General features: G+C 69.1%; 21 protein-coding genes. 9 read left to right on the top strand and 12 right to left on the bottom strand.

From position 1 onward, the window contains the following. Positions 1-40: 40 nt before the first annotated feature. Positions 41-775, bottom strand: a complete 735-nt coding sequence (locus ACMGFE_RS01750; RefSeq protein ID WP_436923286.1) for a helix-turn-helix domain-containing protein — start codon at positions 773-775, stop codon at positions 41-43. A gap of 89 nt (positions 776-864) precedes the next feature. On the opposite strand from ACMGFE_RS01750, the gene ACMGFE_RS01745 reads away from it, so the two are divergent. After that, positions 865-1,977 (top strand): MBL fold metallo-hydrolase, encoded by a 1,113-nt coding sequence (locus ACMGFE_RS01745; RefSeq protein WP_436923285.1) that lies wholly within the window; start codon positions 865-867, stop codon positions 1,975-1,977. A gap of 3 nt (positions 1,978-1,980) precedes the next feature. Further along, entirely contained in the window at positions 1,981-3,270 is a 1,290-nt protein-coding gene (locus ACMGFE_RS01740) for an MFS transporter (RefSeq protein WP_436923284.1), read from the top strand. A gap of 234 nt (positions 3,271-3,504) precedes the next feature. Here the strand turns inward: ACMGFE_RS01740 and ACMGFE_RS01735 are convergent, their stop codons facing one another. Then, complete coding sequence (locus ACMGFE_RS01735; protein WP_436923283.1) at positions 3,505-4,173, bottom strand: helix-turn-helix domain-containing protein; 669 nt, start codon at positions 4,171-4,173, stop codon at positions 3,505-3,507. 80 nt (positions 4,174-4,253) lie between these two features. Between ACMGFE_RS01735 and ACMGFE_RS01730 the strand changes: the two genes are divergently transcribed. Further along, positions 4,254-5,177, top strand: a complete 924-nt coding sequence (locus ACMGFE_RS01730) for an alpha/beta fold hydrolase (protein ID WP_436923282.1) — start codon at positions 4,254-4,256, stop codon at positions 5,175-5,177. A gap of 25 nt (positions 5,178-5,202) precedes the next feature. Then, entirely contained in the window at positions 5,203-6,054 is an 852-nt protein-coding gene (locus tag ACMGFE_RS01725) for an alpha/beta fold hydrolase (protein ID WP_436923280.1), read from the top strand. 195 nt (positions 6,055-6,249) lie between these two features. Here ACMGFE_RS01725 and ACMGFE_RS01720 read toward each other — a convergent pair whose 3' ends face one another. Next, positions 6,250-7,581, bottom strand: coding sequence for a cobyrinic acid a,c-diamide synthase (locus tag ACMGFE_RS01720; RefSeq protein WP_436923278.1), 1,332 nt, complete (start codon positions 7,579-7,581; stop codon positions 6,250-6,252). After that, positions 7,578-8,366, bottom strand: a complete 789-nt coding sequence (locus ACMGFE_RS01715; protein WP_436923277.1) for a cobalt-precorrin-7 (C(5))-methyltransferase — start codon at positions 8,364-8,366, stop codon at positions 7,578-7,580. The genes ACMGFE_RS01720 and ACMGFE_RS01715 overlap by 4 nt, the downstream gene beginning before the upstream one ends. 91 nt (positions 8,367-8,457) lie before the next feature. Here ACMGFE_RS01715 and ACMGFE_RS01710 point away from each other — a divergent pair, with 91 nt between their 5' ends. Next, a complete protein-coding gene (locus tag ACMGFE_RS01710; RefSeq protein WP_436923276.1) occupies positions 8,458-10,476 on the top strand; it encodes a beta-galactosidase in 2,019 nt (672 codons plus the stop codon). Positions 10,477-10,496: 20 nt separating this feature from the next. On the opposite strand, the gene ACMGFE_RS01705 is transcribed toward ACMGFE_RS01710, so the two are convergent. The 4 genes from ACMGFE_RS01705 to ACMGFE_RS01690 form a co-directional block, all read right to left on the bottom strand. Then, positions 10,497-11,309 (bottom strand): DUF7537 family lipoprotein, encoded by an 813-nt coding sequence (locus ACMGFE_RS01705; protein ID WP_436923275.1) that lies wholly within the window; start codon positions 11,307-11,309, stop codon positions 10,497-10,499. 237 nt (positions 11,310-11,546) lie between these two features. Continuing rightward, positions 11,547-11,993 carry a DUF5518 domain-containing protein gene (locus tag ACMGFE_RS01700; protein ID WP_436923274.1) on the bottom strand — a complete coding sequence of 149 codons (447 nt, stop codon included), beginning with the start codon at positions 11,991-11,993 and terminating at the stop codon, positions 11,547-11,549. A 120-nt stretch (positions 11,994-12,113) separates the two neighbouring features. Next, complete coding sequence (locus ACMGFE_RS01695) at positions 12,114-14,003, bottom strand: excinuclease ABC subunit C (RefSeq protein WP_436923273.1); 1,890 nt, start codon at positions 14,001-14,003, stop codon at positions 12,114-12,116. Positions 14,004-14,074: 71 nt separating this feature from the next. Beyond that, positions 14,075-15,106, bottom strand: coding sequence for a hypothetical protein (locus ACMGFE_RS01690; protein WP_436923272.1), 1,032 nt, complete (start codon positions 15,104-15,106; stop codon positions 14,075-14,077). Positions 15,107-15,269: 163 nt separating this feature from the next. Between ACMGFE_RS01690 and ACMGFE_RS01685 the strand changes: the two genes are divergently transcribed. The 4 genes from ACMGFE_RS01685 (at position 15,270) to ACMGFE_RS01670 (ending at position 18,381) form a co-directional block, all read left to right on the top strand. Continuing rightward, entirely contained in the window at positions 15,270-15,959 is a 690-nt protein-coding gene (locus ACMGFE_RS01685; protein ID WP_436923271.1) for a hypothetical protein, read from the top strand. Positions 15,960-16,007: 48 nt separating this feature from the next. Continuing rightward, positions 16,008-16,271, top strand: a complete 264-nt coding sequence (locus ACMGFE_RS01680; protein WP_436923270.1) for a DUF7967 family protein — start codon at positions 16,008-16,010, stop codon at positions 16,269-16,271. Between the two features lie 62 nt (positions 16,272-16,333). Continuing rightward, entirely contained in the window at positions 16,334-17,362 is a 1,029-nt protein-coding gene (locus tag ACMGFE_RS01675) for an ABC transporter ATP-binding protein (RefSeq protein ID WP_436923268.1), read from the top strand. Continuing rightward, entirely contained in the window at positions 17,359-18,381 is a 1,023-nt protein-coding gene (locus tag ACMGFE_RS01670) for an ABC transporter permease subunit (RefSeq protein ID WP_436923267.1), read from the top strand. Before ACMGFE_RS01675 ends, ACMGFE_RS01670 begins: the two co-directional genes overlap by 4 nt. 33 nt (positions 18,382-18,414) lie before the next feature. Here the strand turns inward: ACMGFE_RS01670 and ligA are convergent, their stop codons facing one another. The 4 genes from ligA to ACMGFE_RS01650 all read right to left on the bottom strand — a co-directional run bounded on the left by ligA (position 18,415) and on the right by ACMGFE_RS01650 (position 23,314). Continuing rightward, on the bottom strand, positions 18,415-20,508 hold the full coding sequence (gene ligA, locus ACMGFE_RS01665; RefSeq protein WP_436923266.1) for an NAD-dependent DNA ligase LigA: 2,094 nt from the start codon (positions 20,506-20,508) through the stop codon (positions 18,415-18,417). Between the two features lie 130 nt (positions 20,509-20,638). Continuing rightward, positions 20,639-20,893, bottom strand: coding sequence for a DUF7123 family protein (locus ACMGFE_RS01660; protein WP_436923265.1), 255 nt, complete (start codon positions 20,891-20,893; stop codon positions 20,639-20,641). Positions 20,894-20,982: 89 nt separating this feature from the next. After that, a complete protein-coding gene (locus ACMGFE_RS01655) occupies positions 20,983-21,717 on the bottom strand; it encodes a rhodopsin (RefSeq protein ID WP_436923264.1) in 735 nt (244 codons plus the stop codon). Then, complete coding sequence (locus tag ACMGFE_RS01650) at positions 21,710-23,314, bottom strand: methyl-accepting chemotaxis protein (RefSeq protein ID WP_436923263.1); 1,605 nt, start codon at positions 23,312-23,314, stop codon at positions 21,710-21,712. The genes ACMGFE_RS01655 and ACMGFE_RS01650 overlap by 8 nt, the downstream gene beginning before the upstream one ends. Between the last annotated feature and the right edge of the window lie 81 nt (positions 23,315-23,395).

Here is a 23,395-nt window from a genome sequence, read left to right as displayed (position 1 = left end):
CCCGGGCTCCGTTCGGGCGACGTCGCGTGCGGCCGGCCGTTCAGTCGGCTGCACGTTCAGCCCGCCCCGACTGCTCGATTTCGAGGGGATCGCCCGACGAGGTCGCGGTCACCAGACGCAGGAACTGACCCGCGTTCGTGAGGAGCTTGTTCTCCGCCTTCCGGAGGTGTTCCTCGTACGTCGAACGGGCGACGGCCGTCCGATCGGCCAGTTCGCGGAGCGACGTCTTCCGCGGCTGCTCGTAGTAGCCGCTCTCGAGCGCCAGTCGAAGGGCCGCCATCTGCCGGTCCGTGACGTCTTCGAACAGTTGATCCACGGGGGCAAGCATGCTGTGTGGGATCTGCTGTTCCGTGATGGCCGTTTTCGAGAGCACCTCGATGTCCCTGTCGCCCTCCAGGTCCTGCAGGAGCGTCCGCACGTCCGTCTCGTCGAACGCGATGACCGTGTAGTGTTCCCACCCCTGGCGATGGATCGTCGGCGGCTGGTACAGGCAGTTGAACTCCTCGAATCGCTCGATGATGGACCCCTCGAGCGAACAGAGACAGGACTGCGTGACGACGTGGAGACCGGATTCGTCGATCGACTCGTGGAGGATCGTCCCGAGCTGGTCGATCTCCGTGAGCAACTCGTCCGTCGGCGACTCCGAGGAGGTGATCTCGATCACCTGGCAGTCACTCAGGTACCACTCGCGGATGGTGAGGTCCGGATAGTGCTCCGAGATCTCTCGATACGGGCACTCGTGTTTGACCCGGAAGGAAGCTTCGTAGAGACCCATACAGGGGTAATCGGTAGTGATTCAATTAAGGGTGCCGGTCATGTCCGGCAGGGCCTATATGCCCATCTCTCCACTACGAGGAGACACTGATGCCAGCGATCAACCCCGATCGACTCAGCGAACGTTTGCAGACCGACGACGAAGACGTGGTCGTCCTGGACGTCCGTCACGAAGCGGACTTCGACGAGTGGCACATCCCGGGCAGCGTCAACGTCGACGTCTACGACGAACTCACCGACGACCCCGATTCGGCGACGGGCGCGCTGTCGGACCTCCCCGAAGACGCGGAGATCGTCACCGTCTGTGCCGCGGGCGTCGTCTCACAGACCGCGACTGACGTGCTACGGGAGATGGGCTACGAGGCCGTGACGCTCACGGACGGGATGAACGGCTGGAGCCGCGTCCACCGACACGCGCCCGTGCCGACCGACCTCGACGGCTGGCTGGGACAGGTCGCCCGGCCGGGGAAGGGTTGCCTCTCGCACGTCCTCGTCTCGGACGGCGAGGCCGCCGTCTTCGATCCGTCCCACTACGTCGAAGAGTACGAGGCGATCCTCGACGACCACGACGCCGAACTGGTCGGCGTCTTCGACACGCACGCCCACGCCGACCACGTCTCCGGTGGCGCGGACCTCGCCGAGCGTCACGACGTTCCGTACTACCTCCACCCGAGGGACGCGCTCGCGATCGACGCGACTCCCGTCGAGGACGGCCGGACCGTGACGGTCGGTGGCCGCGAGGTCGAAGTGATCCACACGCCCGGACACAGCGAAGGGAGCGTGTCGTTCGACGTCGACGGCGCAGCGCTGATCACGGGCGATACCCTCTTTCACGAGAGCGTCGGCCGCGTGGAACTCGGCGTCGAAGCGGGGATCGAAGACTCCGACGTCGAAGCGAACGCCGCGACGCTCTACGAGAGCCTCCAGCGGTTGCTGGACCGACCGGACGACGCCGTCGTCTTGCCGGCCCACGACCCCGGGTCTCCCGAACCACCGGTGTCCGCGACACTCGGTGACGTGAGGGACCGCAACGAGGATCTGGACCGCGACCGCGAGGCGTTCGTCCGCGAACTCGCCTCCGACGTCCCGGATCATCCGCCGAACTTCGAGCGCGTGAAGCGAACGAACGTCGGTCAGGAGTCGGTCCCCGACGACGAGCTGGCCGAACTCGAACTGGGGCCCAACAACTGTGCGGCCGAGTGACCCATGAGTACGGGAACGAAACTCCAACAGGGAATCCGCGAACACCTCGGACAGTTCTCACTGCACGTCCTGCTGGTGTTCGCGACCGGGCTGACCATCGGGTCCGAACGCGCCGTCGTCCCCGTGCTGGGGCGCGACGTGCTCGGAGTCGAATCGCTGTTCGTCATCGGATCGTTCGTCGTCTCGTTCGGATTCGTCAAGGCGCTCCTCAACCTCTACGCCGGGAAGTGGGGCGAGGAGTACGGCCGCAAGCCGGTCCTCGTCCTCGGCTGGGCGACCGCGCTCCCGCTCCCGCTCATCCTGATCTTCGCTCCCAGCTGGGGCTGGATCACGGCCGGGAACGTCCTGCTCGGGATCAACCAGGCGCTGACCTGGAGCATGGCGATCAACGCCAAGATCGACCTGGCGGGCCCCGACCAGCGGGGCCTGGCGGTCGGTATCGACGAGGCGTTCGGCTACTCGGGCGTGGCGGTCGGCGCCTGGGTCACCGGCGCTATCGCCGGCCGGTGGAGCCTCCGGCCCGAGCCGTTCTACTTCCTCGCCGTCGTCGTCGTGCTGGCGTTCCTGATCTCTATCTTCCTGATCAGGGAGACGGTTCAGTACGCACAGGCGGAAGGCGACGACGACCACCACGACGCGAATCTCCCGTTCAACGAGGTGCTGAAGCGGGCGACCTACGGGGACAGGACGCTGTTCGCCGCGGCACAGGCCGGCCACATCGAGAACTTCGTGGACACGCTGTTCTGGATCGCGGTGCCGCTGTATCTCACGAGCCAGGGGCTCGGCATCGCGGCGGTCGGCGTCGTCGTCGGCGTCCACAGTGCGATGTACTTCCTCCAGATCGCGACCGGCGGGCTCGCAGACCGCATCGGACGTCGTCCGCCCGTAATCTGGGGGATGTTCCTCGCGGGCGCCGGGGTCCTGGGCATGGTACTCGTCGACGGGTATCTCCCGTGGGTCGTTCTGGCGGCCGTCTCCGGGCTGGGAATGGCCCTGCTGTACCCCAACCTGATGACCGTTCCCGGGGACGCGGCGCACCCGTCCTGGCGGTCGGCGGGGATGGGCGTCTACCGGATGTGGCGCGACTCCGGCTACGGAGTCGGCGCGATCCTGATCGGACTCTCGATGGAGTTCGTCAACGCAGCGGCCGCGTTCTACGTCACCGCGGTCCTGATGTTCGTCTCCGGCGCGGTCGTAGTTGTCTGGATGGAGGAGACCCACCCCGACTTCGGCACGCACGAGCCCCCCGCGCCCGCGACGGCGCCGTCCGCTCAAGCGGTGTCTGAAGACTGAGTTCGGCTCTCCCGTCCGGGGCCGTTCCCCGCCGACATTCGGGTCCCGAACCTATCTGCGGCGACCCGAACGCCCGACCGCGAGCCCGCACGGACCGACGTTCGATATCGCGGATAGGGATTTACACTCGGTCGAGCGGGAAACGCGTGAAGGCGGTGAAAACACTTCCAGAGCGACCAGAGAGCCCTTTCGTCCGAATCAGGCGACGAACGACACCACTCCCGGCGACGGCGGTCAGCGGAACGCCGAGGACGGGCGGTCGGGTTCGCCGGCGAACGCCGTGAGAACCGTCGACTCGGCCCGGCGGAGGAGTTCGCCGGCGGTGCTCCGGGCGCAGTCGAGTTCGGCCGCCACGTCGGCGACCGAACCCGACCGGGGCACGTCGTAGTAGCCGACGGCGACGGCGACTTCGAGCGCTTCCCGACGCCGGTCGGTCAGCGCCGCGGGCGCGGGCCACTGGCGAAACTCGCGCACGCGAACGAGTTCGGTCGGAAAGAGTTCGGCGAGATCCGCGTAGAATCCTCCGATCGCCTCGGACTCGCCGACGGCGTCGAACCGGACGACGCCGTCCTCCTCGAACCGAACCGGTGGGACGAAGACGACCCGCGACGCGGCGACGAGATCCAACACCGGATCGGGGAGTTCGTAGGCGGTCTGGCGGACGAACGCGTAGGTCCCGCCGTCGGCGGCCACGAGGTGGGTTCGAGTCGTCGAGTCGACCGCCGCGAGCACGTCCGCCACCTCCGACCGGCCCGCGTCGAACCAGGTGAGCGTCGTCACCGCCTCCGTCGGTCCCCATATCAGCAGGTCCGCCCGCGTGACTTCGCTCCCCTCCATCATCCGCCGATGGAACGGATGGGCCGCTTCCGCCGGATACGTCGTCTCGAACGTAGCCTGCCGCATCGCCCGTGTCGTCGTACTGCTTATAAAAGACCGTACTGATCCGGGATAGCGTTCTGGCCGTCGGCCAACGTTCGATCCGTATGACTCGCGCACGTGTCGCCGGAGAGACCGGCGATGTCGACGGAGACGGCGACGGCCAGGGGAGACTCCCTGTCAAGGCCACCGTCGAATCTGTCGAATACGGCGCCGAGAGTCGGGAGCTTTGCTACGCGGAGTACGGCGACACGGGTGGCGAACCGGTCGTCGTCCTTCACGGGACGCCCGGGTCGCGATATCTCGGCGCGCTCTTCGACGAGAAGGCGCGGGAACACGGCGTTCGCATCCTCGCACCGGACAGGCCGGGGTTCGGGCGGTCGTCAGCCTGGTCCGGACGGCGCCCGACTGACGCGGGGGAGTGGTTCGGGGCGCTCCTGGAGGACGCCGGCCTCTCGACGGTGCCCGTGGCGGCGTTTTCCGGCGGGTCGGCGGACGGGCTGGGGCTGGCCGCGACTCGCGGTGACCTCGTGGACCGCCTCGACCTCGTCTCCGGGGCCGCGCCGCCGTCGATCGCTCGCGAGACGCCGCGACTCCAGCGGATTCTCGGCAAGACTGCGGCCAGATCTCCACGCCTCCTGGGGGCCGCGCTGCGGGGACAGACGTGGCTGGCCGCGCGCGGACCTCCGTCGACCGTCATCGGCCAGTACACCGACGAGCCCGGCGACGTTCCAGCGGACGTCGCGGAACTGGTGCGTCGGGACTTCGTCGAGAGCTGTGCGCTGTCGCGAAACGGGGCGGTGACGGAACTGGCCTGGGTGGTCGGCGACTGGGGGTTCCCGGTGTCGGCCGTCGACTGTCCGGTGACGCTGTGGCACGGCGAGCGCGATTCGAACGTGCCGATTTCCGGCGCCGAGCGACTCTCTCGCAGGCTTTCCGACGGTGAGCTGCGGCGGCTCGACGCCGACCACCTGACGGCGCTCCTGGCCGGCCGACCCGGCGTTCTCGAACGTGTCGCTCCCCGAGATTGAATGCGCAGGCGGACGAGATGCCGACATGGTCGACCGAACGCACCAGACGGCGGTCGTCGAGGGACATCGCATGCACTACCTCGCGGCCGGTGACCCCGACGCGCCGCCGCTGGTGCTCGTCCACGGGGGGATCATTGACGCCGCGCACGTCAGCTGGGGTGGCGTTCTCGAGTCGCTGGCTCGGGACTACCACGTCGTCGCCCCCGACTTACTGGGGTACGGTCGGAGCGCGAAACCCGACGTGACGTACTCGCTGTCGTTCCACGTCGACGCCCTCGACTCGTTCGTCGAGACCGTCGGGCTGGAATCGACCGCGATCGCCGGGATATCCATGGGCGGCGGCGCCGCGCTCGGGCTCGCGCTCCGGTCGTCCGCGGCGGTCGATCGGCTGGTCCTGATCGACAGCTACGGACTCGGCCGTGAACTCGCGAACGGATGGCTCACGGCGCTGCTGTCGAAGACCGCGGTGTTCAACAAGGCGGCCATCGCGCTCATGCGCCGGAGCCGGGGGTTCACGAAGGCGAGTCTCGAGAACATCGTCCACGACACGGACGCACTCTCCGAGGACGCGGTCGACGCCGTCTGGGAGGAGGTCAAACGTCCCGGCGTCGGCAGGGCCTACCGGAGTTTTCGGGCGGCAGAGGTCACGAGCGACGGGTATCGGACCGACTTCTCGGACCGCCTGGACGTACTCGCGGTCCCCACGCTGCTCCTCCACGGCGCCCACGACGAGGTGTTCCCCCACCGCTGGAGCGAGCGGGCCGCGGCCCGCATCCCCGACTCGGAGTTCCACCTCCTCACCGAGTGCGCTCACTGGGCGCCGCGGGAACGACCAGCGGCCGTGATCGACCTGATTCGCGAGTTCGTCCCGCAGTAGCGCCGAGAACGATCGAGGTGCGAGATTCACCGCCCCGGTGGCAAGATTTCCGTTCTCACGACCGCTTCCGGGGGTTCTCGACATCTCTCGACGACCTGCCGGTCTGTGGTCAACCGCCCCGATGAATCGCATGCCGCGATATAAAATTGATGGTGAGGCGGCTACCCCGGAACCGAGCGAAGCCTCGAAAACCAGCTACAGCGCGTCCAGGAACGCGTCGAAGGCGCCGCTCTCGGGGTGGCAGTGGCAGTAGGTGCCGAGCGTCCGGTGTTCGGTGAGTCCGTCGCGGCCGTCGGCGATGCCGTCGCCGCGCTCGACGTCGAACGCGAAGCGGGCGTCGGAGGCCGTGTCCGCCGAGGAGTAGTGGAACTCGTGACCGCGGCGCGTCTCCCCGGCCGAGGCGGTGAGCGTGTTACGGCTTGCCCGGAGTTCGACGTGGTCGAGCGCCTGGTAGCGGTCGTGCATCCGCACGTCCGCGGGGAGCACGCCGGCCATCTCGTGCGTCTCGCCGTCCGCGGTCGTCAGCGACTCGGACAGCGCCATTAGCCCACCACACTCCCCGAAGACCGGCAATCCGTCGGCTGCGCGGTCGCCCACTGACGCGAGTGCGGGGCTGTCGGCCAGTGCGGCGGCGTGGCGCTCGGGGTAGCCGCCGGGCAGGTACACCCCGTCGCAGTCGGGCAGGTCGTCGCCCGCGGTCGGTTCGAACGGGACGACTTCGGCCCGTTCGCCGAGGCGTTCGAGCGTCGCCGGGTAGACGAAACAGAACGCCTCGTCCCGTGCGACGGCGACGCGGCGATGCGGTGATTCACCGCCGGATACGGCCGAAGTCGGGCGGTCCGGCGCCACGGTCGACCCGTCGTGGTCCGGCGGCGTTCGCGCGACCTCGCGCAGGCGGTCGGTCCGGAGGTGTTCGGCCGCGGCGTCGAGGGCGTCGTGATCGACGGGCGACTCGCCTCCCATGTGGAGTCCCAGATGCCGGTCGGGGATTTCGAGGTCGTCTCGCGGCGGGATTCGGCCGAAGTAGGTCATCCCCTCCGGAAGCGCGCCGCGGATCCCCTCGGCGTGACGGCCGCCGTGGGCGCGCTGGGCGACGACCCCTGCCACGTCGATATCGCGGCCCGCGGTATCGGCGTACTCGCGAAAGCCCAGCGCCGTCGCGGCGACGCTTTCCATCCCCGCGCTCGCGTCGACGACGAGGACGACCGGGAGGGCGAGCGACTCGGCGACCATCGCCGTACTCGACCCGTCACCGTCGTACAGTCCCATGACGCCCTCGACGACGCAGACGTCGCCCTCGCCCCGACGGTAGTTCCGGCGCAGACCGGCCTCGCCCTGGAGCCACCGATCGAGCGTTCGTGACGGGGTGCCGGCTACCTGTTCGTGGTGGCTGGGGTCGATGAAGTCCGGACCGGCTTTCGCCGGCTGGACGGCCAGCCCCTCGCGTTCCAGCGCCCGGATCACCGCCAGCGTGGCGACCGTCTTGCCGACGCCGGAACTCGTTCCGGCGAGGACGAACCCCTTCATCGCGTTGTCGCCCCCGGCCCGTCCGTACCTGCCCGCACGACCAGCACGGAGAGATCTGAGAACGGCGTGTCGTCGGGGTCGGATCCACCGGCGTGAACCGCCAGTTCGTCCAACGTGGTCTCCGTGACACGTTCGTCGTCGTGAGTCAGTCGCTCGTAGACGAGGGCGGTCAGTGACCCGGGGGTGCCGGCGTCGACCAGGTCGGCGGCGACGTCGCCGGGCATCACGTCGTAGGGCCGGGGCAGGACGAGCAGGTGACGTTCGCCGGCGTCGGCGCGGAGGCGTTCGCGGTCGGCGGTGAGGTCGCCGCGCTTGTGGAGCGTGACGAACGTCGAATCCTCCATGGGCGTGCGGGCGCGACTCGCGGCGATCTGGAGCGATGAGACGCCCGGGACGACCTGGACCGGCCGGTCGACCGCGGCCTGGACGCGCCCGAGGAACTGGTAGCCCGAGAAGTTCGGGTCGCCCATCAGGACCGCGGTGCCGGTGTCGCCGTCGCCGACCCGCTCGGCGAAGGCTGCGAGGGTCTCGTCCTCGTCGTCGTATCCGCAGGCGAGGGCCTTCCCCTCTATCCGGTCGCGGACGTAGTCGACGACCGTCTCGAAGCCGACCACCGCGTCGGCCTCGCGGATCGCGCGCTCGCCGCGCGGGGTGAGATAGTCGAGGTTCCCGGGGCCGATGCCGACGGCGCGGACGGGGTCGTCGGCGTCCGGGCGTTCGGGCGCCGCGGCGGCGATGGCCTCGGGCGGGAGTTCGTCGCAGTCGGGTGTGGACGTGTCAGTCACGCGTTGTTACCATCGACGGCCAGCACCCGGTTGACTGTTCCGGACCGCGCGAGGGGAACTGTTTTCACAGTCGCCACCGACCCCGCACGCCATGAACATCGGCGTCTGTTACTTCCCGGAGCACTGGCCCCGGGAACAGTGGGAAGACCAGGTCGCACAGATGGCGGAGGCGGGCCTCGAGTACGTCCGCATGGGCGAGTTCGCGTGGTCGCGGTACGAACCCGAACCGGGCGTCTACGACCTGGAGTGGCTCGTCGACGCCGTCGACCTGATCGGCGACCACGGCATGGAAGCCGTCCTCTGTACGCCCACGGCGACCCCGCCCAAGTGGCTCAGCGACGAGCATCCGAGCATCCTGCGAGAGACCCAGGACGGGACGACCCTGGAGTTCGGCAGCCGTCGCCAGTACTGTTTCAACTCGCCGGTGTACCGCCGGGAGAGCGCCCGAATCGTCGAGCACATGGCCGAGCGCTTCGCCGGTCACGACGCCGTCGCCGGCTGGCAGACCGACAACGAGTACGGCTGCCACGGCACGACGCGGTGTTACTGCGACGACTGCGCCACCGCGTTCCGCGAGTGGCTCCGCGAGCGCTACGACGACGTCGACGACCTCAACGAGTCGTGGGGCAACGCCTTCTGGAGCCAGGAGTACGCGGGCTTCCACGAGGTCGACCCGCCCCGGTCGACCCCCGCCGGCCACCACCCCGCGCGCCTGCTCGACTACTACCGGTTCTCCAGCGACAGCGTCGTCGATTACAATCGCGAGCAGGTCGATATCCTCCGCGGGGCGGACGACGACTGGTTCGTCACCCACAACGACATGTCCCTGTTCGGCGGGTACGACGCCTACGACCTCGGCGAGGACCTCGATTTCCTCTCGTGGGACTCCTACCCGACGGGCCACGTCCAGCACGCCCGCGGCGAGGACGCCACGGCCGACGACCTCCGCGCCGGCGACCCGGACGTCGTCGGCATCGACCACGCGATCTACCGCGACGCCGCGGACGGCGACTTCTGGGTGATGGAGCAACAGCCCGGCGGCGTCAACTGGCCGCCCCACCCGACTCAACCCGGCGAGGGCGCGATGGCGCTCTGGGCCCACTACGCCAGCGCCTACGGCGCGGAGACGGTGTCGTATTTCCGCTGGCAGCGCTGTGACATGGGCCAGGAGCAGTACCACGCCGGCCTCCGCAACCAGGACGGCTCGCCCGACCGCGGGTATCGCGACGCCGCCCGCGCTGCGGGGGAACTGGCCGAACTGGACGAGATGCTGGACGGCGACGCCGCTCGCGGCAACGACGCTCGCGTCGCACTGCTCCACGACTACGAGAACCTCTGGGGGCTGGACATCGAGCCCGCGTCGGTCGACTTCGACTACTGGGACCACCTGCTGACCTACTACGCGGCGCTGCGCCGCCACGGCGTGGAGGTCGACGTGCTCCCGATCGACGCCGATCTCGACACCTACGACGCGGTCGTCGGCCCGACGCTCTACCTCGCCGACGAGGATCTGGCGGACAGTCTCGACGCGTTCGCTCACGACGGCGGTCAAGTCCTCGTGACCGTCCGCTCGGGCGTGAAGAACGAACACAACCGACTCCGCCCGACGCTCCCCGGGCCGCTCGGCGACGTAGTTGGCGCGAGCGTCGAGCAGTACGAGGGGTACCGCGGCGACGCCGACCCCGAAATCGAGTACCGCGGTGAGACCTACTCGTTCCGGACGTGGGGCGAGTGGCTCGACGCCGACGCGGCCGATACCGTGGCCACGCACGAGACCGGCCCCGCGGCGGGAACCGCGGCCATCACGCGAAACGAGCGCGGCGACGGCGCCGTCACGTACCTCGGCGTCTGGCCCGAGCAACCGCTCGCCGACGCCGTCGTCGCCGACTTCCTCGACGACGCAGGCGTTCCCACCACCGGACCGCTCCCCGACGGCGTCCGACTCCAGCGCCGGGGCGGGCTGACGTGGGTGGCGAACTTCACCAGCGAGGTCGTGCGCGCGGACGCGCCGGCAGATGCGACGTGGCACCTCGGTGACGGTGAGGTCGGCGAATTCGACGTCGCCGTGACCGATGCACACCTCGCGGACGTGAGCGTCGACACCCGATAACCGGGGTTTCGACCGACAGGTTACGGTCCCGCCGTCGCGTTCGCCACCCACTCCGGCTTTTCGACGTCAGTACTCCCCACGTCGGAGAGCGTATACGACCTCGAAACCCTTCGGGTCTGGTACTCAGACCAGACGAATTCGTACTCGTAGTGGCGGATGACGCCGTCCTCGTCGAGCAGTAGCGTCGCCGAGAACTCCTCGTACCACGAACTCGCGTTCTCGCCTCCGGCCCACGAGTCGGACAGGGCGTTGACCCCGGTAGCCTCGTACCGCATCACCGGAACCTCCTGGAACGTCTCGACGCCTTCGCGCTCGAAGGTGGCGTCGATCGCAGCGTGATCCAGCTGCATTCCGGTGTCGTTGCTGAACAGGCCCCGCCAGAGATACCGGTCGCTCGATTCGTTGAACACCGACACGGGAGAGAGGTTCTGTACCTCCGTCCAGTCGTTCTCCCGCGAGAACACGTACTCCGCGCTTCCGTTCGAGTAGGTGCTGCCGTTCCCCGAAAAGTAACCGGTGGTGTGTACGAGGTACTGTGAGTCGCCGGGCTCGGCGAGAATCCGGCCCGTGTCGTTCATGTGTTTGAAGTCCTCCTCTGACGTGTGGAGAACGCGGTCCGTCCGGTTTTTCACGGTTGTGAGGGTGAAACTCGTGTTGCCCATCGCTGTCGCGTGTCTCTCGAACACCAATCGATCGACGGCCGACGCGTTCGGGAACTCGTCGGGGGACGCGTCGGGCGAGGGCGTATTCCCGCCGCTGCTTGGAAGGCCAGAACAGCCCGCGAATATCAGGAGGGCGGCGACGGCGATCGCTGAGAGCGGAGACGCACGCATGGGCGACGATTCAATCGTCCCACAGTTAACGCTGCTGTAAGTCCACCGCTCGGCCACTGAGCGATGCCACCCTGTCCCGCCGGTGAGACTCGCGGGAGTAGCAGTGCGGAACCGGCTGCAAGAGACGCGCTCAGTATCCAACACGGTTCGACCGTCTCACCGATTGAGGATTTCGACGAGGCCGGATCGGACGGAGAGGACAACAAGCCGAGACACGCAGACGCCAGAAACAGCGGATCAGGCGCTCAGAGCGGCAGTTCGATCCCGACCGATCTTCCCGCTGATCCACGACCCGACGAGACCGCCGAGGAGGCCCATGACCGCAGCAGTACCGAAGACGACGGCGCTGAAGAGGACGGCCAGCAGGACTGACGCGGGCGCGAACGACCACGCGTCCGCGAAACTCTCAGCGCTGACGAGTATCGTGGGCGCGATCCAGACGTAGCCGGCCAGGCCGCCGATCACACCCGCTCGGATACTCGCGGCGCTCACGTCGGCCGAGTACCGGCGGGCGAGGAAGCCCGCGATCAGTCCGCCGACGACGACCATGTTGAACGAGAAGTGATTGCTCGCGCCGGAACTCCAGTAGGCGGCGAGTGTGAGCGGCATCGATACGACGCCGCCGACGAGGGCGTACTGCCACGTCCGCGAAAGTGAACCGGGATGGGGACCAGTCCGGGACATCGTTTCTCAGTTGACAGTTGCGTCCGCGGTGTAATAAATCACGTGTCGATTGATGAGCCGCCCTCGCTCGGCGAACAGGCTTTGCACGACGGACAAGCTCTCAGTCGTCTCCGCCGCCACTTACAGCCGTTCTTCGAGCGTCTGGGCGGTCTTCGCGCCGATGCCGTCGACGCGCAGGAGTTCCGTCTGCGACGCCGACCGGACGTTCTCGACGCTGCCGAAGCGCCGCAGCAGTCGCTTGCGCGTCTCCGGACCGATGCCGTCGAGGTCGTCCAGCACCGTGGACACCTCGTCGCGCAGGGTCTGGTGGTACTGGACGGCGAAGCGGTGGGCCTCGTCGCGGACGCGCTGGAGGAGGTGCAGGTGCGAGGCGTCGTCGGGCCAGTCGTACACGCCCGTCGGCGTCACGACGAGTTCCTCGTCCTTGGCGAGAGCGATGGCGGGCACGTCCCACCCAGCGGCCGCGAGCGCGTCACGGGCCGCGCCGAGCTGTCCCTCGCCGCCGTCGATGAGGAGCAGGTCGGGGTCGAGGCGGTCGTCGCGGCCCTCGACGGCCCGATCCGCGCGCCACCGCACGAGCGAGCGCATGTTCGCGTAGTCGTCGTTCTCGTCGTCGAGTTTCTTCCGGCGGTAGTCGGACTTCTCGGGGTTCCCGTCGACGAACGTCACGTCGCTGCCGACGGCGGCTTTCCCCTGGGCGTGGCTCACGTCGAAGCCCTCGATGCGGTCGACGCGTGAGTCGAGGCCGAGCGCGTCGGCCAGCGCCCGGCCCTCGTCGTCGCGGCGGTCGCGACTGCGGGCGTTCTTCAGCGCGAGGTCGACGAGCGTCGACTCGCGGCCGGTGCCGGGGACGCGCAGCGCGACCCCCTCGCGTTCCAGCCAGGCTTCGAGGTCGGCGTCGTCGGGGTGGTCCGAGCAGAGGATGGCGTCGGGCAACTCCCGCTCGGCGTAGTACTGGGCGATAAAGGCCGCGAGGACGGCGCCGGAACGCTCGCCCTCGGGGGCGTCGAGGCGGTGGCGGTCCCGCTCGACGAGTTTGCCGTCCTCGCTGTGGAGGCGGGCGACGGTGCCGGTCTCGCCCTCGACGGCGACGCCGAGCACGTCGACCACGCGCTCGCGTTCGGGCTCCTCGTGGCGGCCCTCGCTCGCCACCGCGTCGCCCGACTCGCCGTGGATCGCCTCGACTGCGTCGAGTCGGTCCCGGAGGTTCGCCGCGCGCTCGAACTGCTGGTCGCCGGCGGCCGCCTCCATCTCCCGGCGGATCGGGTCGCCGAGCGCGCCGGTCTCCCCCTCGAAGAAGCGCTCGACCGCTTCCACGTCGCCCAGATAGCTCTCACCGTCGACCTCGGTCTCGGCGACGCAGGGGCCCGAGCAGAGGCCGATGTCGTGGTCGAGGCAGGGTCGGTCCCGGTTGGCGAACTTGTGGTCGGAACAGCCACGGAGGCCGTAGGTCTCGCGGACGGCCTTGACGACCGTCTCCAGCCGCCCCTTGTCGGTGAACGGGCCGAAGACCGTCGCGCCCGGGCCGGGGTCGCGGGTGATCTCGATCCGGGGAAACTCGTGGTCGGTCAGCTGGACGAGCGGGTAGGACTTGTCGTCTTTCAGGCGGACGTTGTAGCGCGGCCGATGGCGCTTGATCAGGTTGGCTTCGAGCAACAGCGCCTGGGTCTCCGTGTCCGTGACGGCCACGTCGACGGACTCGGCCTCGGCGACCATCCGCCGGATGCGCTGGCTGCGGGGGTCGGCGTACGAGCGCACCCGGCTCCGGAGGTCGACCGCCTTCCCGACGTAGAGGACGCGCTCGTAGGTGTCCGTGCCGGCCGAGACGATCTCGTCGCCGGTGAGATCGGCACCACCGAAGTCGTCGCTCGTCCCGTCGGTCTCGCCGCCGTCACCCGTTCCGCCGGCGTCGCCGGCGTTCCGTCCGCGGGACTCGCGGCCGAGGAACTGGTAGACGCCGGGCTCGGCGGGGAGGTCGCTCGCTCGGTCCCGGACGGCGTCGGGATCCATCGCTCTCCCGTAGCGACCCGGGGAATTTGAACCCTGCGTCCGCCGATGCCGAAGCCGGGGCGGTCCGACGATCAGGCGTCGAAACCGAACTCCGAGTCGGTCGCGTCCCCCTCGTCGCTCCCCGAGTCGGAGTCTCCGACGTCCTCCTCCGGATCGGCCGCTTCAGGCGGCCCCTCGACCACCTCGTCGACCGTCTCGGAGAAGTCCACCCCGCTGGTCTCGCGGACGGCACGGTCGACCTCCTCCGACACCGACTCGTCGGATTCGTCCGCCGTCGACTCCACACTGCCCGTGATCCCCTCGCTCTTGACCGCACTGGAACCGGGAGATAGCGGGTCCGAATCGGTGTCGGAAGTCCGGCTCGCACCCACACCGGTCTCGCCCACCTCGACGCTGTCCGCTCCGGCCCCGCCCGCCTCGACGCCGCCAGCGTTGACCCCGCCCGCCTCGACTCCATCGGCGTCGACGGTACGACCGGAGTCGAACAGCGCGACTTCCAGGTCCGCCACGGCGCCGTCGAGTGCGTCCTCGGAGGCGGGGACGTAGACGTCTTCCTCGTCGCCGGCGACGCCGACCACGAGGACGCGGTCGCGGGTCACGAGATAGACGCCGAAGACGAAGACCGCGAAGAGGACGAGGACCGCGCCGATCAGTCGGGCGAACTCGTCGATGCGCGCGACGAGGTCGAGGAACCGCTGGAGCATCGCGAGCAGCCCTCCCATCCCGAGTTGCCCCGCCGCGCCGGTCTGCTGGAAGGCGTCGGTCGGGACGAACGCGCCGAAGTCGACGAAGACGCCGACGGCGAGCAAGACGGCGCCGTAGACGAGCGTCCGTCCGCCGATCCCGAGCAGGTTGCGCTCGCCCTCGTGGCCGGCCCGGACGTCCGTGACGTTGGGCAGGTCGACGCCGCGGTAGTTCTCGCCGTCGCTGCCCGGCGTGAACGCTAGCAAGCGATGACTCGTCACGACGACGCGGTCGTCGCCGCCCAGCGCGACGCGCCGCCTGACCGTCTCCCCGTCGTAGAGGAGGTCCTCGACCGACCCCGCCCACGCCCGACCCCCGTTCCCACCGACGCCGTCGAAGAGTCGAGCGAACCAGGACATGCTCTATGGAGGCGGGTACTCCCTCTTAAAGGGTGTGCCGGCGGCACTCGTCCGACCGTCGCCGGATCGGGTGCGCTCGCGGTTGGACCCTCGCTCGATAGTCTGCCGTTCGACCTGTAGTAAGCGCCGAATAACCAAGTGATCCACCCGGCGAACCCGAGACGTGTCTACCCGCGAGCTGGTCCGGACGGAGCGGTTCGTGGCCGCCTGCCGCTGGGCGCTCGTCCTCGCGCTCACCGGCCTCGAGGTGGCGACGCTGAGCGTCTGGCTGGCGCTGGTCGACGGGGCCCCACCGCTCTCGCGCGCGGCCGTCGTGGGCGTCGTCGTCCTCCTCGTCGGCCTGCAGGTCGAGCACTTCCTGACGGACCTGGCCGCCAACGGGTACGCCGTCGGGTTCCCCCTGGGCCGGACGCTCGCGGTCACCGTCATCGAGGCGCTGCTCTGGATCGGCTGGTTCGCCGCCGCGGAGGCGCTGGGCGAACTCCGCGGCGTCTTCGTGGCCGGCGTCGCCTTCGCCGTCGCGCTCGCCGTCCAGCACACCGTCGAGGCGAACGCCCTGCGCGGCAGGTCGCTCGCCGTCCGCCTGTTCGACCCCGGGACGGTCGGCTTCAGCCTCCTCACCGCCGCCGGCGCCTCGGTCTGGTTGGTACTGTCGACGCCGGTCGCCGGCAGCGAACCGCTGACCCTGTTCGTCGCGAGTCTCGGAGTCGACCCCGCGACGGCGGGCGGCCTCGCGCTCGCGGCGGCGCTCCTCGCAGAACGACTGCTGGTCGTCCGCTTCGCCCGTCGCGACCGCAGCGATCACACGGTCCCGGCGCGGCGTACCTATCGCACCGGGTCGCGCGCCCGCTGAGCGGTACGGACCGCCGCCTACAAGCCCGCCCGGCGCCCACGAAGGTGTATGAGCGACGACAGCGTCAGGTGCTGGCTGGTGGACCGACAGTCGCGCGACGAGAACCTCGTCACCCTGGTGTACGCGACGCCCGACGGCGAGCGCCACGTCACCAAACAGCTCTCCTTCCAGTTGCTCACGCGCAAGCCGACCACCGCGGCCATCGACGTCGACGCGGACCGCCTCGAACCGACGCCCGACGACGAGCGCGACCGGTACGCCACCCAGGCCCAGTCGATGGCCGAGAAACACGACCCCGACGACGAGGTGTGACGCGCCGGTCGCCGTCCGCAGACTTATGAAAACCTATAAATGAGGGCGCGAAAGCCCCGGCCATGCCAGCCATCGAACTCGACGGACTGACCAAGCGCTTCGGCGACGTCGCCGCGCTTCGGGGGGTCGACATGACCGTCGAGGACGGGGACGTCTTCGGGTTTCTGGGGCCGAACGGCGCCGGCAAGACGACGACGATCGACATCCTCCTCGACTTCGTCCGCCCCACCGCCGGGTCGGCCGAGGTCCTCGGGATGGACGCCCGCGAGGAATCAGAGACCATCCGGGAGCGACTGGGCGTCCTCCCCGACGGGTACGACCTCTACGACCGCTTGACCGGCCGCCAACATCTCGAGTTCGTCGCGGAGGCCAAACGAGCCGACCCCGACGTGGAAGCGCTGCTCGACCGGGTCGGCCTCGACGCCGAGGACGCCGACCGCAAGGCCGGCGGCTACTCCCGCGGGATGCAACAGCGACTCGCGCTCGCGATGGCGCTCGTCGGCGAGCCCGACCTGCTGATCCTCGACGAGCCCTCCTCCGGACTGGACCCCAACGGCGCCCGACTGATGCGCCGGATCGTCCGCGAAGAGAACGAGCGCGGCGCGACCGTCTTCTTCTCCTCGCACATCCTCGGCCAGGTCGAGGCGGTCTGCGACCGGGTCGCCATCCTCCAGGACGGCCAGATCGTCGCCGAGGACAGCGTCGAGGGGCTGCGCGCGGCCACCGACACGGGCACGAGGCTCGTGGTGAGCGTCGCTCCCGACGAGGCCGAGCGGGCCGCCGACGCCGCCAGGGAACTCGCCGTCGTCGACGGCGCGACCGTCGAGGGCGACGATCTGGTGGTCAGCTGCGAGGGCGACGCGAAGATGGACGTGCTGACGGCCATCGAGGACGCCGGCGTCGAGGTCGACGACTTCGAGACGCGCGAGGCGTCCCTCGAGGATCTCTTCGCCGCCTACACCGACGACGGCGAGCGACCGACCGCGGACGCCGAACCAGCGGGGGCCGACACCGAGACCGCCGACGGCGAGACGGCCGATGGCGAGACGGGAGACACCGACGCCGCGGCCGAGGAGCGTGGTGCCCGATGAGCACAGAGAACCAGGGACTCGACGGCGCGCTGCGCGACACCTTCGACTGGTACCCGGTCGCCAAGAAGGAGTTCCGCGACGCGATCCGCTCGAAGGGGCTGTGGATCCTGTCGTTCCTGTTCACGGCGCTGTTCGTCCTGCCGGCGGCGATCAACTGGTGGGACCTGCGGAACGCCGAACGGGTCTCGCGGGCCGTCCAGAGCTTCGGGCTACAGGCGGCCATTTCCGGAGTCTATCTGAGTTTCGTCACGCTGCTGGTGCCGATCGTCGTGATCTTCGTGACCTACGCGGCCGTCTCCGACGAGCGGACCAGCGGGTCGCTGAAGGTACTCCTCTCGCTGCCGTTCTCCCGACGGGACGTCATCATCGGGAAGATCGCCGGCCGTAGCGCCGTCGTCGGCGTTCCGCTCGCGCTTGCGCTTTCGATCACCGGCGCCTTCTTCGCGCTGTCGCCGTTCGCGTTCAAGTTCGAGGCGTTCGCGTGGTTCGCGCTGTTCACCCTCGCATTCACGCTGGTGATGGGCGCCGTCTTCGTGAGCATCTCCGGCGCGGTGTCGACGAACCTCCGCTCGCTCATGGGCGCCGGCCTCTTCTACTTCTACGTCTCGTTCGGCTGGAACTCGCTGGCGAACTTCGTCGGCGACCTGCTGGCCGACTACGCCGGGATCGAAGGGGCGCTTCGCTGGCAGATCGTCCTGTTCGTCAAGCTGTTGAGCCCGACGCAGGCCTACAAGACGCTGACGCGCTCGGTCGTCCTCGGCAGCGAGGGCGGGGCACTGGACTCCCGGTTCAGCATGTTCAGTAAAGACCCCGAGACGATGAAGACGATCTGTGCAGACGTCCTCAGCGGGCAGCCGGGCGTCCGACAGACGTTCTTCGGGAACCAGACCACCTGCGAGAGCGCCGGCTCGGCGGTCCCGTTCTACTTCTCCGACGCGGCCGTCTTCGTGAGTCTCTTCCTCTGGATCGGCCTCGCCGCCGCGCTCAGCTACTACACGTTCGACCGCGTCGACCTGTAGAACGACGTCCCGCCGCCGCCCGACTTTGCCGGTCTATTCTTCCAGTTCGACGCCTTCCGCGCGGAGTTTCGCCTCGAACGCATCGACGCCGTCGAGCGTCGGGACGTCGTGTTCGGCGGCGTCGTCCTGCTTGGACTGCCCGGGGTTCTCGCCGAGGACTAGATAGTCCGTGTTGCTCGACACGCTGCTGGTCGCTGAGCCGCCCGCGCGCTCGACGATGTCCTGCGCATCACTGCGAGTGTACCCGTCGAGCGAGCCGGTGAAGACGAAGGTCAGTCCCTCCAGCGCGTCGCCGGTGGCCGTCTCGGCTTCTTGCGGGGCGACGTAGTCGAGCAGGCGGTCGAGCACGTCCGCGTTGGCCTCGCTGTCGAAGAACTCCCGGACCTCGCGGGCGACCGTCGGGCCCACGTCCTCGACGGCCTGCAACTCGTCCTCGTCGGCAGCACGGACGGCCTCGAACGTACCGAAGTGGCGTGCCAGCGAAGCGGCGACCGTCTCGCCGACTTCGGGGATACCGATTGCGGTGAGGAAGTCCGCGAGCGGCGGTTCGCGGGCGGCGTCGAGTTCGGCGACGAGATTCTCGGCGCTGGTCTCGCCCCACCCCTCCAGGTCGGTGAGGTCGTCGACGGTCAGTTCGTAGAGGTCGGCCACGTCCGAGACGAGGTCGGCGTCGAGCAGTTGCTGGACGCGCTCCTCGCCGAGGCCCTCGACGTCCAGACCTGTGCGGGAGGCGTAGTGCTGGACCGAGCGCTCGCGCTGGGCGCGACACCCCAGTCCGCCCGTACAGAAGGCCATCGGGCCGTCGCGCTCGACGGGGCTCCCGCAGACCGGGCACGCCTCGGGGAACGCGAAGTGGCCCTCGCTGTCGGCCTCGGTGACTTCGGCCACCTCGGGGATCACGTCGCCGGCGCGGCGGACACGCACCTCGTCGCCGATGTCGACCCCTAATCGCTCGATCTCGGCGGGGTTGTGCAGCGACGCGCGCGAGACGGTGACCCCGCCCACCTGGACGGGGTCCATGAGCGCGACCGGCGTGAGTCGCCCCGTCCGACCGACCTGGACGACCACGTCTCGAACCGTGGTGTGCTCGCTGCGAGCGGGGAACTTGTAGGCGAAGGCCCAGCGGGGCGCTCGCGAAGTGGTTCCCAGCCGTTCGCAGGCGTCGGTGTCGTCGACCGATATGACGACGCCGTCGATCTCGTAGTCCAGGTCGTCGCGCTCCTCCAGGCGGGCGTCCCGGTAGTCGATCGCCGCCTCGACGTCGTCGACGAGTTCGGTCCGCTCGCAGACGCGCAGGCCCCACTCGGGGAAGGTCTCGTGCATCTCCCAGCGGGTGTCGAACTCGGGCCCGTCGAGCACGTCGAAGAAGAACATCGAGAGCGGGCGCTCGGCGGTGACCGAGGGGTCGAGCTGGCGCAGGGTGCCGGCGGCGGCGTTTCGGGGGTTAGCGAACGGATCGTCGCCGCGCTCGACGAGTTCGCGGTTGTACGCCTGGAACGCCTCCTTGGGCATGTACACCTCGCCGCGGACCGCGAGGAAGTCGGGGTGGTCGCCGCGCAGGCGCTGGGGCACGCTCGGGATCGTCCGGACGTTCGCGGTCACGTCGTCGCCGACGTCGCCGTCCCCGCGGGTCGCCGCGCGCTGGAAGACGCCGTCCTCGTAGACGACCTCGACGGAGAGCCCGTCGAACTTCGGCTCGCAGTAATAGGCGATTTCCCCGTCGTAGCCGGTGGCTTCCAGCCCCTCGCGGACGCGGCGGTCGAACTCGCGGACCTCCGCGGCCTCGCCGCCCTGGTCGATCGAGCGCATCGGCGCCACGTGTTCCACGTCGGGAAGTTCGTCGCGCGGCGCGCCGCCGACGCGCTGGGTCGGACTGTCCGCCGTCTGGATGTCGAACTTCTCTTCGAGAGCGCGCAAGCGAGAGAACAGGGCGTCGTACACCCGGTCGTCGATCGCCGGGTCGTTCTCGACGTAGTACCGGTGGTCGTGATAGCGAATCGCCTCGCGGAGGGCCTCGGCCTGTTCGCGGGCCGCCCGCTCCGAGAGGTCCTCGACCGGGTCGAACTCCGTCGACGGGTCGTCGACGTACGGATTGTCCGCAGCAGTCTGGGCCGCCTCGTCCGTCATTACCCCCTCTCGCGGCGGCACCCTCTTTGAATGTTCGGTGCGGGCCGCACGAGTTCCGACTCCCGCGAACTGGGGCGGTCTCTTCCGGGTTTGGGCTGTCGCGTCGGGGTTCGGGCCGTCTCTTCCGGGCTCAGACGGTCACTTTCCAGGTAGTGCTGTCGGAACGGCCCCACTGTTCGATCTCGAGTTCGCGCGTCCGCTCCTGCAGGAGCCCCATGTTGATCCCGACCTCCTTGGAGGACAGTCCCAGTTCCTCGGCGATGTACTTCGCCTTGAAGTAGGCAGTCCCGTCGACCTGCTCGCGGAGGTGCGAGAGGATCTGCGACTGCGTGTCGGTCAGCGTCGTGGCCGCGGCCGCACCGTCACGGCGGGTTGGCGTCGGCATGCTCGATGCTCGGCGTGGATCGACTATTGTTATACGTCGATTTCGGGCCGAAAACGCCGTTACGGTCCGTCTGCGGGGAAGCCGAGATCTCAGTCGCCGGTCGCGCCCGATCGGTCGTGGTCCGCGTCCGGGCCCGCGGTGTCGAGGAGCCCGCCCGCCGCGCCATCGGTGGCGATCGCGTCGACGTTCGCGAACAGGAAGCCCGCGAACCCGACGCGGATCAGCGCGCCCAGGTACTCGCCGAGGACGCCGGAGACGTAGGCGTCGAAGACGCCGGCGACGCCGAGCAGCGCGAAGACGATCAGCATCCCGATCAGGAAGAGGAGGAGGTTCCTCGCCTTCCAGTGCAGGAGTCGCTGTCTGTCCGGGATCGACTGCGCGCGCTTCCACACCGGACCGAGCAGCAGGTACGCGAGCAGCACGTGTCCGGCGACGACGACGAACAGGCCGACGAGGCCGACGACGCCGCCGAGGACGGCCGCGCCGTTGAACGCGACGACCTGGACGGCCGGCACGAGGGCGAAGACGCCGACCATCTCGCGGGACTCGTTCGCGAGCAGCGCCGCGACCGCCCACAGTAGCGAATAGGCGATCAGGTCGTCGAGGACGCTCGGGACGTCGAGCGGCGACCCCCCGACGGTGAGGACGCCGACGCCGACCAGCGAGAGCGCGGTCGTCACGGCGGAGATGCCGACCGCCGCTACCACCGGGTAGCAGTACAGTCGCTTGGACCCGGGGACTCTCGTGAGCCAGGCGAGCAGTCCGACAGCGGCCAGGGCGTAGACGACCGTGGCGACCCCGTAGACGGTCGACAGCTCAATCATCGTCGCCTCCTGCGAGCGACGCGGCGCCGGGGCTCGGTCCGTTCCCGGCCGCGCTGGTTTCCTCGCGCGTCTCGAACACGGCCAGGCGGTCGAGCAGGTCGTCGGTCCGACTGGCCAGGTCGTCGGCGCGCTCGCGCACGTCGGCCATCGTCACGGCGGTCTCCGAGGCGGTGTCCGCGAGCGCGTGCGAGCGGTCGGCGACCCGTCGGGCGACGTCGCCGACGGAGTCGACGGTCGCCGCGACTTCCTCGGTTGCGGCCGCGCCGTCGTCGGTGGCCCGGGCGATCTCGCCCATGGCGGCGTCGACGTCGTCGACAGTGTCCGTCAGCGACCCGAGCGTGTCGCCGGCGTCGGTCACAGTGTCGACGCTCGCGTCGATCCGCTCGTGGGTCCGGTCCATCTCGTCGGTCACGTCGTCGACGTCCTCGCGAGCGCCCGCGACGATGGTCTCGATCTCGTCGATGGCGGACTGGGTCTCCTCGGCGAGCTGTTTGACCTCGTCCGCGACGACGGCGAACCCGTCGCCGCCCACGTCCGCGTGCGAGGCTTCGATGTTGGCGTTCAGGGCGAGGATGTTCGTCTGCTCGGCGATGTCGTCGATGATGCCCGTGGTGGCGGCCACGTCGTCCATCCGGTCGTCGACTTCGGTCACCAGCCGGTCGAGCTCGTCGACCGTCGTCTCGACCGTCCGGATGGCCTCGATGGCCTCCTCGGCGCGCTCGGCGCCGGTCGCGCCCACCTCCGAGGCCTCGGCGGCCTGGTCGGCGATCTCGTCGGTCGTCGCGGCGACCTCCTCGATAGTCGCCGAGAGGTCGTCGACCTCGTCGACGGCGCTCTCCAGCTGTTCGGCCTGGTCTTCCAGGTCGGTCGCGAGTTCACGGATGTCGTCGGCAAGCCGGTCGTTGAGCCGCTGGACCTCCGCGGACTCCTCGGCGACCGCCGAGCTCGACGCCTCGACCCGTTCGGCGAAGGTGCGGATCTCCTCGACCGTCTCGGAGAGCCCCCCGGCCATCTCGTCGTAGGCGTCGGCGATCCGGTCGATGGCGTCGACGTCCGTGTCCGTCGAGAGCTCGCGCGTGAAGTCGCCCTCGGCGGCCGCGGTCATCGCGTCGCCGATCCGTTCGGCGTGGTCGAGCAGTTCCTCGTTGAACGCCTCGGCCTGCTCGGTCGCCGCTTCCGCCTCCGTTCGCGCCTGTTCGGCCTCGCGACGGGCTTCGTCGGACTCGTCGAGCGCTTCGCCGAGCGACCGGCGCATGCTGTCGAACGTGTCCGCCAGCCGCCCGAACTCGTCCGTCCGGTCGACGTCGGCCGAGGCCTCCAGATCGCCGTCTTCGACGGCCGCTGCCGCCTCCGAGAGCCGACGGAGCGCCACGGCCGCGTTCCCGCCCAGCACGATCGCCAGCAGCCCGAGATTCAGGACGAGCACGAACAGCGTCCCGGCGATCCCGGAGAGGTCGGCGCCCGGCTCCGTCGCCGACGCGACGTAGGTCGCGAACAACACCCCCAGCGCGACCGTCACGGCCGCGGTCAGCGCGACCGCCGTGGCAATTCGCCGACTGTAGTGGTCTCTGATCGCTGATACTGTAACCGTATTCATCACTAGCTCGGAGTTTCTTGAGGGGTCTCTTATTCGTACCTTTCCGAGTATAAAGTCTGATAATCTATGTTTAACCCACTT

This window comes from Halosimplex amylolyticum, assembly GCF_051414035.1.
Taxonomy (GTDB): Archaea; Halobacteriota; Halobacteria; order Halobacteriales; family Haloarculaceae; genus Halosimplex; species Halosimplex amylolyticum.
The sequence above is the reverse complement of the archived record's forward strand: the minus strand, read 5'-3'. Positions and strand labels throughout refer to the sequence as shown.